An 11,697-nucleotide genomic window follows, 5' to 3' on the forward strand; every position below is an offset into this window, starting at 1 on the left:
CCTCGTATTTATCGATATAAAAAGTGTATTGGTTTGCCGGTATGGGCAAAATAAACGGGGGATAGGGCCAGAAAGCGGCGCCTTTCCCCGTTGATGCTGTGAATTGCAGGAAAATGAATGCCAAATATTTCGCTCTTGGCGATCGGGGAACCTAGCACATGGATCGGTGATTCGGGTTTGAGCGCTTCATATACCCCGAGCTCATCGGGCTGACCATTGTTAATTTGGCTGAGTTTAAAGTCATGCCGGGTGGCCCAAAGCTCGGGATTATCACTATCGGTGACATTTAACAGCGGCACCCGAGCCAGCGGGCGCACATTGGAGATCTCTTGGTTCTCGATTAGGCTGGTTTCAGCGTGCCAAGTAGGGTAAGAGATTTTTTCATCTTTCCCATTTTGGCTTCGAGTAGCAGGAAAGTAGACACCAAATAGATAGTAATTGGCTGGTAATGGGATGGCTTTATCGACTGGAGAAGTACTCATAATGTCTCTCCTTTAACAAAGTCACCATTATTGGCAAAGGCATTATATAACCATGAGTTGGTGGCACTATGGCCTGTGCCTATTTGCTTCCATATCTGATAAGTAACCAGCTCTTTATTTTCTGATAGTTTACCCATCAGCGCTCGAGCAGCACCTTCACGAATATAGTTAGCATCTTTACCCAGAATTTCAAAATAACGCAATTTTCCCATCGCTCGAGGGATAATTTCTTCTGATTGAAACGTTTGATTTTCTACATCAATTAAATAACGCTGCTTACGTGTCTCTGCCCACACATAACGCCCTGTAGGGCTAATGCTGCGCTTACGAAAACGAGCGTCTTCAACGCTGCTGGTTTCATCAGGAATCACACCATATAACCTTTTGTCGGTGGCTTCATCGTATACGCCGACCCCCAAATCCGACGCAATAATGCGCTTACCATTATAGATAACCGAATCTTCATTAAACTCAGTGTCGACTTGCTGCTTTTCACCGCTGCTTAAGGTGTATTTCCAGTCTTTAAATTGGTCGACATAGTAGAGGTAACTGCTGTCTTCGGCCCATAAAAACTCCGGATAGCCCCGTGAGCGGCCCAGCTCAATATATTCGCCAGTTTGCAAATCTTTAATCACCTTAAACATGCCCTCTTCGGCTGAATAAGCCAGCGCGAGATAACGGTTATTGGGTGATATACGCATTAAGCGAACCTTGCCATTAAATTCATCGGCGACCAAACGCAGATCGGTACCATCGGTTTTAATGCTCCACACTTTATCGCGTCGATCATAAAGATCTTTTGCTTCGTTACGGGCATTGTCCCAGCGGAACACCACACGCGGTAGATCGTACGAGTCTTGGTTATTGAGATCTTCTCGGGGCCACTCTTTGGCCTTAAAAACAAAGTACTTAGGTTTCCCTGTGTCTGGATCATAAGTAACGTAGTTATGCTCTGTTATATACACCCGACCATCGTCCCATTGCTGGGCATTTTTGGCCGCTATCCGCTCTTCAACCGTTAGCGGTGGCGCAGCAACAGACTGCGGGGGTTGTGGTGGTTCGACGCTGGCCGTTGGCTTGGGCTGCGTTTCTTGCCACTTGCACCCTGCCAGTAAAACCAACCCCAGCAAGGGTAAGATTGAATGCGCTTTCATCATCGCCTCGTATTTATCGATATAAAAAGTGTATTGGTTTGCTGGTATGGGCAAAATAAACGGGGGATAGGGCCAGAAAGCGGCGCCTTTCCCCGTTGGTGCTGTGAATTGCAGGAAAATGAATGCCAAATGTTTCGCTCTTAGCGATCGGGGAACCTAGCACATGGATCGGTGATTCGGGTTTGAGCGCTTCATATACCCCGTGTTCATCGGGCTGACCATTGTTAATTTGGCTGAGTTTAAAGTCATGCCGGGTGGCCCAAAGCTCGGGATTATCACTATCAGTCACGTTTAACAGCGGCACCCGAGCCAGCGGGCGCACATTGGTGATCTCTTGGTTCTCAATTAAGCTGGTTTCAGTGTGCCACTTTGGGTAAGAGATCTCTTCCTGTTCACCGTTTTGGCTTCGAGTAGCAGGAAAGTAGACGCCAAACAAATAGTAATTGGCTGGCAATGGGATCGCTTTATCGACTGGAGAAGTGCTCATAATGTATCTCCTTTAATAAAATCACCATTATTAGCAAAGGCGTTATATAACCATGACTTGGTGGCACTATGACCTGTGCCTATCTGCTTCCAAACCTTATACTCATCAAGCTGGTGTTGGCTATTTAATTTAAAAAGAAATACTCGTGCTGCGCCGCCGCTACGCGCGTAGTTACCATTTTTGCTAATCACCTCTAGCATTTCAAACTTGCCAATCACATTGCCATCTTTGACCTCTGATTGAAACGTTTGATTTTCCACATCAATGAAAAAACGGTATTTTCGGCTCTCACCCCAGACATATTTACCTGTCGGACTGATACCTCTCTTGTGGAACTCGTAATCTTGAAGATTATCTTCGTCCGCGTTAACTCCAACACTAAATAGAAATTGGTCTTTGGCTTCATCATAGACAGCCACACCAAAATCATTGGCCACCACACGTCGACCATTATAAATAATGGCGTATTCATTAAAGTCGGTATCGACTTGCTGCTTTTCACCGCTGCTTAAGGTGTATTTCCAGTCTTTAAATTTATCGACATAGTAGAGGTAGCTACTGTCTTCGGCCCATAAAAATTCTGGATAGCCCCGTGAGCGGCCCAGCTCAATATAGTCGCCAGTTTGCAAATCTTTAATCACCTTAAACATGCCCTCTTCGGCTGAATAAGCCAGCGCGAGATAACGGTTATTCGGTGATATACGCATTAGATTGACAATGCCAACAAACTCATCGGCGACCAAACGCAGATCGGTGCCATCGGTTTTAATGCTCCATACTTTATCGCGCTGGTCATAGTGATCTTTTGCTTCGTTACGGGCATTGTCCCAACGAAACACCACACGCGGTAGATCGTACGAGTCTTGGTTATTGAGATCTTCTCGGGGCCACTCTTTGGCCTTAAAAACAAAGTACTTAGGTTTCCCTGTGTCTGGATCATAAGTAACGTAGTTATGCTCTGTTATATACACCCGACCATCGTCCCATTGCTGGGCATTTTTGGCCGCTATCCGCTCTTCAACCGTTAGCGGTGGCGCAGCAACAGACTGCGGGGTTTGTGGTGGTTCGACGCTGGCCGTTGGCTTAGGCTGCGTTTCTTGCCACTTGCATCCTGCCAGTAAAACCAACCCCAGCAAGGGTAAGATTGAATGCGCTTTCATCATCGCCTCTTTATGGTTGTTGCCCGCGCCCATGCATTATGATTCCTCGGCCAACGCCACATCAGATTGAGATGCCAACAAGTCACTCAACGTTTTGTTACTGAAAATCTCCGTTTGGTTGTTGCGCTTATGGCGGCTTTGTCCGAGATACACTCGCACTAAATCGACATTTTTCACCTCAGCAGGCCAACCTGAAAACTGGATAGAGCGAATCCCTTTTTGGTGGGCAACGCAATCTTTTAAGTAGTGGCGCTGACACCAGTCACCTTGGGTATCTCGTAATTCAAAGTAGTCGTCAAGCTCATCCACCGTCGTATCCATTGGATAAGTGAAGGTTAACTTGGACTTTGGTCCATTGATATAGGTACCTGCTATCGTTTTATCTACCTGATTGGCCAGCACTAAATATCGCCTGATTTGCTCTTGCGACACTTCAGGCATCACTAAGGCTCTTGTCACGCCCTCTGATTGTTTAAAACTTTGCGTACTGCTGTAGTGTTCGATATCGGTCAGTTCGGTCGCTTGACATGGGTCCGACTCAAAGGCAGTCAACTGCTGTAAGCTCAGTTGGGTTTCGCTGTAGTAGAGTGACACACTCTGCTGTTCGCCAAGAATTTTGTAAGGTATCCATATGTGCGGTAATGGGTGACCTTCGGCTTCACGGTAGTTCGGGGTTGCCCCAGTGAATGGGCTGGGCTTGGTGGTGATTTTTACCACTCGATGAGGGTCAAAATCGGTCAGCACCACTTCAATCTCTTCTTGAATGATATTGAAGACACGCGCTTCGCCGACATCATTAAGCCTTCCCTTATAAATCACGCTGCCATCGACACGGACTTGAAACGGCTCGTAGCAGTACGGGCTGCCTGTTTCTGGATGAGTAAGACGAATATCGGCGTGTCGTTTCGGTTTCTGTTCCCCTGGCTTGGCATAACGGTAATAGTCAACATCGATATCTAAAAAATAGCCACTGTCATTAATCTCTAATTCGCGCCAAATCTTATCTTTCCACAGCACGTAAATGTAACCCTTCATATGACGTGCAGCGGATTTTTCCGACTTTTCATCAGTGACAAAATACATTGGCACCACAGGCACCAAGACATTGTCCCATTCGTCCTTCTCGACACTGCGATCCACAGGCTCGACACCTTTTGCCAGTAACAACTTGAGTGGTTGTGGTAAGCCACGCATCGGCAGGGCCAAATACAGGTTTCTTGGGCTTTCATCGAGATCATCAAACACGGAAAGGCTGCGATGGCGATTGTGAGGGTCTTGCTTCGGTTTGGCTGTTTTTTGATAATGAAACTCTGTCTTAGACAACATCAGGTTCGCGGCATGATTTGGCAGCTGTCCGGCAACCTCAACCACGATCTTTTTGTCTGGAGAAGGTTCAACTGGGGTAACCTTAGGATTGGGGGCCAAATAAACGTCATCGCTGACAGCATCGTAGCTGGCTTTGAGGAATTTCTTAGCTGGTTTCGCTGCTAGCGCTTCAACACGCTTCTTGAGCATAGGGTAAGCGATCAGTTCTGCTTCTGAAAGCGGGTGTTGTCGCCTAAATGTTGAGAGCGCCAACCAGTCAGCACGCGCGAGTTGCTGTTTAATATGTTCCAGTAGGCGGTAGCTGTCTTTGTGGGCCGATTGAGGAATAGCATCAGATAGGGGCTTAGGTAGTGCTGCGAGTAAGTCCTTTGGACTGTGGGCACGCGACAGCTGCCCGATGCATTCATCTGGCGAGAGTAAGTAGTCCAGCATATCACGAGAAGCCGTGTATCCCGGCACAAATTTGCAAACCAATAACATTGTGAGTCCTCCACAACCCTTAATGTTTTTAAAGCGATAGCCAATAAACCTGAGGTTTATATAAGGATTTGGTGAACAACAAACTAATGACTATGTGGTTAAAATTCAACCACACAAAGGCAAGTAAGTTATAATGCACAGCAAAATGGTTAGAAGCACTATGATTAATGGCGGTTTTTCTGGTAAATGCGCGCTCGTGATAGTGCATTTTAGTGGCATGCGTTCGGTGCTCGCGAAGCGAGATAACCATACCACTAAAACACAGCCTGACTTCGTCGCTGGCGTAACCCGTTATGCCAAGCTTGACCATTAATGGTTATTCTACTTTTCGTTATCTGAGCAGTGTAACCTAAGCACAGTTTGTCGCTTAAAAATCACACAACATTGCCGCCATTATGGCGATGTGATTCGAAAAGCGGAAGCGCACCGTCGATAATACCTCTTATGTCACTGGCAAACAGTGAGACAAATTCACTTATTCCTCATCCACTTATGCTGCGTACCTTTGCCTACCTTAATCATCGATGCAATGTCTACTTTTAAGTAAACAAGCTCATATTCTAGGTTCAAATTTCATTCACAAAATACTTATATTGATCTCACTATTGAGCTACATTCAACTAGAAGCTATGAAATCGGATTGACTGGTCCAGACTTGTACACATCTTGTCTTGTTCGCAATCGCGTATTTAGAAGCTCATGAGCTGTATGACACAGCACGCTAACGCACTATCTGCATCCAACAGTGCATATTTAACTGGCTACAAGTAAACAACAAAACACGGCACTTTTAAGATGGTATAAACACGAAGACGCGACAACAATTGGGGGAGAGGAACCAATGTATAAAAATGATGCGATTGCGAGTCTAAAACAATACAACAAACTGGACGAGGTTGAAGTAGAACCCGGAGACGTACTGATATTTAAAGTCTTTCCCGGGTGGGCATTTGGTAAAATCGAACTCGGAATTACATGGGGACAAAAACTTCTTCATAAAAAATCAGCGGACGAGAAATTTGGCATAAAACTAAGAGGTTCATCATCGTCTGAGCATGCCGCCATTGGTTTGGAAAATGACACGGTCGCTGAGGCTTGTGCAGAAGTGCATGAGGTTCATGAAATAGAAAATAACCCAGCGATTGTATTTAAATGTAAAAACAAAGAATTGGCTAAAGGAGCGGTGGCGGTATCCAAGGCGTTATGTCGAATCGAGGTCGACACCAGACCCAAAGGTAGGACCATTCATAATGGTTATTATGATATGGATGGAGCCAAAAAATCTTTGTTCAAAGAAAGAGAATTTAAGTCAACGACCAATCAGTTTATCGAAGAAATTGTCGATTTCGTTTATGGTACCAGCAATACAATCCCTAACATGTTTTGTTCACAGCTCGCTGTCGCCGCCTATGAGGGTGCCTCTGTTGCCATCTATGGAAAAACGTGTTTCGGCTCAGATCCTCGAGGCGTCACCCCGAAATATTTGGAACACCTACTGAACACCAACGGGAATTTTTATCTCGCAGGAAAGCTTAAAATCCCTCCTCTGATCCTCCACACTCATAAGGTGATAAAAAAATATGAGCATGCAAAGAAGTGGAAGCAAAGTGAAGCGTCTAAAGAGCTGATCGAAGTTCTAGAAGCGGCGTGGAGTTTGCAGGGAGACGAAAGAGGAACCGGTTACGGCCTACTCCTCGATATTTATGAGCGCTATTTCGGACTGAATGTAAAGCCAGAGTATCGGGATGACATGCTCGAACTGTCTGATGAATATCTAGATCAGTGTCCTGCAATGAAAGCAATGGGTATGAAACCAAAAAGAAGCGGCCGCTTATACAAAATGGTGTTTAAAGAGATTGCTCCGTTAAAATACTTTTTATGATACCAATGATGGTTGGGCGCTAAAGCGGTCCTAACCTCCAAAGTAACAGGTAATGCGTAACCATCAGTGGGTTACGCATTTTTTTAGCTGCTCTAACAAGCAGCATGAGTTCGTCATTGGGTCACACCAACCTAGAAGTAAAGACAACCACAGCAAACAACTTCAGCGGCCCATTCGCAAAAGATGTTGCTTACGCTTTACCCTTTACTCCACAACCTTTGATCACTAACTGGGTGATAAATTCAGCGGCTTGTTGGTAATCGTCATTATCTAGGCTATCTTTCTGCATAACGGTACCGATCTGCCAGCTAAAATCAGCGTAAGTCTGCGTCGCCGCCCAGATGGTGAACATTAGGTGGTGGGCAGGGACTTTATCCATCAGCCCTTGTTCACTCCAAGTCGCGAACTTATCCAAAATCATCTGTGACTGCTTAAATAGCTCCTGCCCGATATCTTGTGGCAGCGCCTTAGCACCGGACATCACTTCATTAGCAAACACCTTGGACGCGTGTGGGTGGTCGCGTGAAATGCGCAGCTTAGCTTCAATGTATTGAGTTAAGGCTTCGACTGGGTCGTCGAGTTCTTCAATCGGGCGAGAGGCTTCCAGCAACGGCTGAGTCACCGTCTGGAGTACGGCATAGTAGAGCTTGTCTTTGCTGCTGAAGTAGTAGAACACATTGGGTTTAGGGATATCCGCGGCTTTTGCAATATCCGCCATCTTTGTCGCTGCGTAGCCATGGCTGGCAAATTGTTCACTCGCGACATCGATAATCAATCCCTGATTTTTCTGCCTGATACGAGACATTGTTATTCCCTATACATCTGGTGTAACAACATACTAAACAATATGTTAAGAGAGACAAAGTGATGAGGCTAAAAAATCCCGAAGTAAGCACACCAGAAGCCTGCAATGTGGAGCCCGAGGAAGGGACAACTCCAACCTGCTGTGTTACGACGGGAACGCGTGTAAAAGGAGACGAAAAACGACGCGGTTTAGTAATGAGTCATTTAGGGACAGCGACTACAGATTCAAGCCATGCGAGAATCAGTTGGGCCGCTACCCCATAGAAGGATACGGGAGAAGAATCCACATCGTCCCGACAGGAATTAGTCCCTTATTGAGTGGCCTGAGCGTTTCTCGATCGCTTTAATCAGCGCAGAGTGATCCCAGTTCTGACCGCCCATTGCCGCACAATCTTCAAACAGCTGCTGAGCATTGGCGGTGTTGGGCAATGCGACATCCAACGCTTTAGCGCCAGACAGTGCAAGGTCGAGATCTTTCTGGTGCAGAGTAATCTTAAACCCTGGGTCGAATGTGCCTTCCACCATGCGCTCACCGTGCACTTCAAGAATCTTTGAGTTAGCAAATCCGCCAAGCAGTGCCTGACGTACACGCGCTGGATCGGCGCCCGCTTTTGACGCAAATACTAACGCTTCAGATACCGCTTCAATGTTCAACGCAACAATGATTTGGTTAGCGACTTTACACGTCTGACCCGCGCCATTTTCACCCACTAGCGTAATGTTTTTACCCATCACCTCAAACAGTGGACGCGCTTTATCAAACGCCGCTTGCTCACCACCAACCATAATGCTCAGCGACGCATTAATAGCCCCCACTTCACCACCTGATACTGGGGCATCGAGATATTGCGCACCACTTTCATTGACACGTGCTGCAATAGCCTTGGTGGCGATGGGTGAAATCGAACTCATGTCGATAACCAATTTGCCAGCTGCGGCACTTTTGTTGAGGCCCGCTTCAACACCGTTGTCGCCGAATAGTACATCTTCTACCTGTGGTGTGTTGGGCAACATCAGAATAATCACGTCAGCCAGACGCGTTGCCGCTGCTGGGGAATGACAAACCAGAGCACCCGCTTCTACGATCTCAACCGGTGGCTGATTAAAATGATCGGTCAGCACAATATCGTAGCCCGCTTTTTGCAGGTTGATCGCCATTGGCTTACCCATGATACCTGTACCAATAAATGCAATTTTCATTCGTTGTTCTCCATAACGTTAACCGCGCTTAGCGGTAGAGGTTTAGCCAATCTAAGCCTTCAGTTGTGGTGGTTTTTGGCTTGTATTCACAGCCCACCCAGCCTTGGTAGCCCAGTTGATCCAGATGTTTGAGGACAAACGGGTAGTGAATCTCTCCCGTTCCCGGTTCATGACGGCCTGGGTTGTCTGCCAGCTGCACGTGGGCGATCTGGCCGATGTTGTCACTCATGGTTTGCGCTATATCTCCTTCCATGATCTGCATGTGATAGATGTCGTACTGAATGAATAGGTTGTCACTGCCTACTTCTTTGATCACGGCTTTGGCCTGCTCAGTGGTGTTGAGGAAAAAGCCCGGAATATCACGAGTGTTAATCGCTTCAATCACTAGTCGAAGCCCCGCTTCCTGTAACACCTGAGCGGCATATCTGAGGTTAATGACAAAGGCTGCATGCGCATCCTGTTGGCTGACACCGGCAGGGAGAATCCCCGCCAAACAGTTGACCTGCGTATTACCTAACACCTTGGCGTACTGGATGGCTAATGCCACACCAGACTGAAACTCTTCGATACGTGATGGGTCACACGCAATGCCGCGATCACCAGCATCCCAATCCCCCGCTGGTAGATTGAACAACACCTGTGTCAGGTTGTTTTGCTCCAGTTTCTGTTTGATTTGCTCAGCATCAAAGGCGTAAGGAAAGAGGTATTCCACACCGCTGAATCCAGCTTGAGCAGCAGCGTCAAAACGCTCAAGGAAATCAACCTCGGTAAATAACATGGATAAATTTGCAGCAAACTTTGCCATAGCGATGTCCTTTTCTTGCAGCCCTTTTAAGCTGCTTCAGTATTTTGTGATAAACGGATGATTAATTGGCGAGCGCAGTGGGTGCGTCATCAATGTTGTCTGCCAAAGGTTCGAACTCGTTGATGGCATCAATCTCGACACCCATAGCAATGTTGGTCACAGGCTCAAGAATCACTTCTACCACAACCGGTACTTTGTGTTTGGTCATCAACTCTTTCGCCTGCGCAAACGCGGCCTGCATTTGCTCTGGGTCTGTGACACGAATCGCCTTACAGCCTAAGCCTTCAACCACTTTCACGTGGTCTACACCGTAGCCATCCAGCTCCGGCGCGTTTTGGTTTTCAAACGCCAACTGAACACAATAGTCGATATCGAACTGGCGCTGTGCCTGACGAATCAATCCTAGATAGGCGTTGTTCACCAATACGTGGATGTATGGCAGGTTGAATTGAGCGCCTACTGCCAATTCTTCCATCATGAACTGGAAATCGTAGTCTCCTGAAATTGCCACGATGTTGCGGTTTGGATCCGCAGCGCGTACGCCTAGCGCGGCTGGTATTGTCCAGCCAAGCGGCCCTGCTTGACCACAGTTGATCCAGTGACGTGGTTTGTAAACGTGAAGGAACTGCGCCGCTGCAATCTGAGACAGACCAATAGTGCTGACATAACACGTATCGCGGCCAAAGGCTTTGTTCATCTCTTCATAAACACGCATTGGTTTGATTGGCGCGTCAGTGTAGTGCGTCTTACGCAGCATGCTCGATTTCCGCTGCTGACATTGCGCCACCCAAGCGCCACGGTTAGGCAATTTACCTGCGTCACGCCACTCACGAGCGACTTCAACCAGCAATTCCAGCGCTGCTTTGGCGTCAGAAACAATACCAAGATCCGGACAAAACACGCGACCAATTTGAGTGGGCTCAATATCGACGTGGACAAACGTGCGGCCCTTGGTGTAGACATCCAGTGAACCAGTGTGACGGTTGGCCCAGCGGTTACCAATGCCGAACACAAAGTCCGATTCCAGCATAGTCGCATTGCCGTAACGGTGCGCGGTCTGTAGCCCGACCATACCGGCCATCAGTTCGTGATCATCCGCAATGGCACCCCAGCCCATCAAGGTCGGGATTACTGGCACGCCAGTCATTTCCGCGAACTGTTGCAGTAACTCTTCCGCACCAGCGTTAATGACACCACCTCCAGAAACAATGACTGGGTTTTCAGACTCACACATCATCGCCATCGCTTTCTCAATCTGTGCACGTGTCGCTTTGGGCTGATACGCTGCTAGCGGCTGATAGGTGTCGATGTCGAATTCAATTTCCGTTAACTGAACATCCAGTGGCAGGTCGATAAGAACCGGGCCTGGACGGCCAGAGCGCATTAAGTGGAATGCCTGCTGGAACGCTCGCGGCACCTGAGCGGGCTCAAGAACCATCGTCGCCCATTTGGTGACGGGTTTAGCAATGGATTCAATATCCACGGCCTGAAAATCTTCTTTGTGCAGTCGAGCTCTTGGCGCCTGCCCCGTAATACATAAGATGGGGATGGAATCCGCCGACGCTGAATACAACCCAGTGATCATATCTGTCCCAGCTGGGCCAGATGTACCGATACAGACACCAATATTGTCTTGACCAGTACGGGTGTAGCCCTCCGCCATGTGCGAGGCACCTTCTACATGTCGTGCTAACACATGATCAATACCGCCAAGCTTTTTCATTGCCGCGTACATAGGGTTGATGGCAGCGCCTGGAACGCCGAAGGCAATGTCGACGCCTTCCTTTTTCAATACTTCTACCGCTGCTTCGATTGCCTTCATCCTTGCCATACGAACCTCCATTTAAATTGTATACAATTTCAACTCACTTTGAATACTATGTGAGAGTTTCTAAATATAGCAACCCCTATTGCGAT

The 11,697-nt window shown here is 47.4% G+C and carries 11 protein-coding genes; 2 read left to right on the top strand and 9 right to left on the bottom strand.

Annotated features, from left to right (window positions below):
• Window positions 1-8 precede the first annotated feature (8 nt).
• The 5 genes from OH455_RS05075 to OH455_RS05095 are packed head-to-tail and all read right to left on the bottom strand — an operon-like array spanning window position 9 to window position 5,089.
• Window positions 9-482 (bottom strand): hypothetical protein, encoded by a 474-nt coding sequence (locus OH455_RS05075; protein ID WP_269980578.1) that lies wholly within the window; start codon window positions 480-482, stop codon window positions 9-11.
• A complete protein-coding gene (locus OH455_RS05080) occupies window positions 479-1,636 on the bottom strand; it encodes a Tricorn protease domain-containing protein (protein WP_269980579.1) in 1,158 nt (385 codons plus the stop codon). The genes OH455_RS05075 and OH455_RS05080 overlap by 4 nt, the downstream gene beginning before the upstream one ends.
• 13 nt (window positions 1,637-1,649) lie before the next feature.
• The gene (locus tag OH455_RS05085; RefSeq protein WP_269980580.1) at window positions 1,650-2,123 is read right to left on the bottom strand and encodes a hypothetical protein; all 474 of its coding nucleotides are present in this window, start codon (window positions 2,121-2,123) and stop codon (window positions 1,650-1,652) included.
• Complete coding sequence (locus OH455_RS05090) at window positions 2,120-3,283, bottom strand: Tricorn protease domain-containing protein (protein WP_269980692.1); 1,164 nt, start codon at window positions 3,281-3,283, stop codon at window positions 2,120-2,122. Before OH455_RS05090 ends, OH455_RS05085 begins: the two co-directional genes overlap by 4 nt.
• Before the next feature lie 36 nt (window positions 3,284-3,319).
• Window positions 3,320-5,089 (bottom strand): hypothetical protein, encoded by a 1,770-nt coding sequence (locus OH455_RS05095; RefSeq protein WP_269980581.1) that lies wholly within the window; start codon window positions 5,087-5,089, stop codon window positions 3,320-3,322.
• Between the two features lie 145 nt (window positions 5,090-5,234).
• Here OH455_RS05095 and OH455_RS05100 point away from each other — a divergent pair, with 145 nt between their 5' ends.
• Complete coding sequence (locus tag OH455_RS05100; protein ID WP_269980582.1) at window positions 5,235-5,402, top strand: hypothetical protein; 168 nt, start codon at window positions 5,235-5,237, stop codon at window positions 5,400-5,402.
• 528 nt (window positions 5,403-5,930) lie between these two features.
• Window positions 5,931-6,971 (top strand): hypothetical protein, encoded by a 1,041-nt coding sequence (locus OH455_RS05105; RefSeq protein ID WP_269980583.1) that lies wholly within the window; start codon window positions 5,931-5,933, stop codon window positions 6,969-6,971.
• A 190-nt stretch (window positions 6,972-7,161) separates the two neighbouring features.
• Here OH455_RS05105 and OH455_RS05110 read toward each other — a convergent pair whose 3' ends face one another.
• The 4 genes from OH455_RS05110 to gcl form a co-directional block, all read right to left on the bottom strand.
• Window positions 7,162-7,776 (bottom strand): TetR/AcrR family transcriptional regulator, encoded by a 615-nt coding sequence (locus OH455_RS05110; RefSeq protein WP_045977112.1) that lies wholly within the window; start codon window positions 7,774-7,776, stop codon window positions 7,162-7,164.
• A 302-nt stretch (window positions 7,777-8,078) separates the two neighbouring features.
• Window positions 8,079-8,975 (bottom strand): 2-hydroxy-3-oxopropionate reductase, encoded by an 897-nt coding sequence (locus OH455_RS05115; RefSeq protein ID WP_045977113.1) that lies wholly within the window; start codon window positions 8,973-8,975, stop codon window positions 8,079-8,081.
• A gap of 28 nt (window positions 8,976-9,003) precedes the next feature.
• Window positions 9,004-9,780: a hydroxypyruvate isomerase gene (hyi, locus tag OH455_RS05120; protein WP_269980584.1), complete on the bottom strand. Its 777-nt coding sequence runs from the start codon at window positions 9,778-9,780 to the stop codon at window positions 9,004-9,006.
• A 61-nt stretch (window positions 9,781-9,841) separates the two neighbouring features.
• A complete protein-coding gene (gene gcl / locus OH455_RS05125) occupies window positions 9,842-11,611 on the bottom strand; it encodes a glyoxylate carboligase (protein WP_269980585.1) in 1,770 nt (589 codons plus the stop codon).
• Window positions 11,612-11,697 lie beyond the last annotated feature (86 nt).

Origin of the sequence: Vibrio sp. T11.5, assembly GCF_027587155.1 — a bacterium.
Lineage (GTDB): Bacteria > Pseudomonadota > Gammaproteobacteria > Enterobacterales > Vibrionaceae > Vibrio > Vibrio neptunius.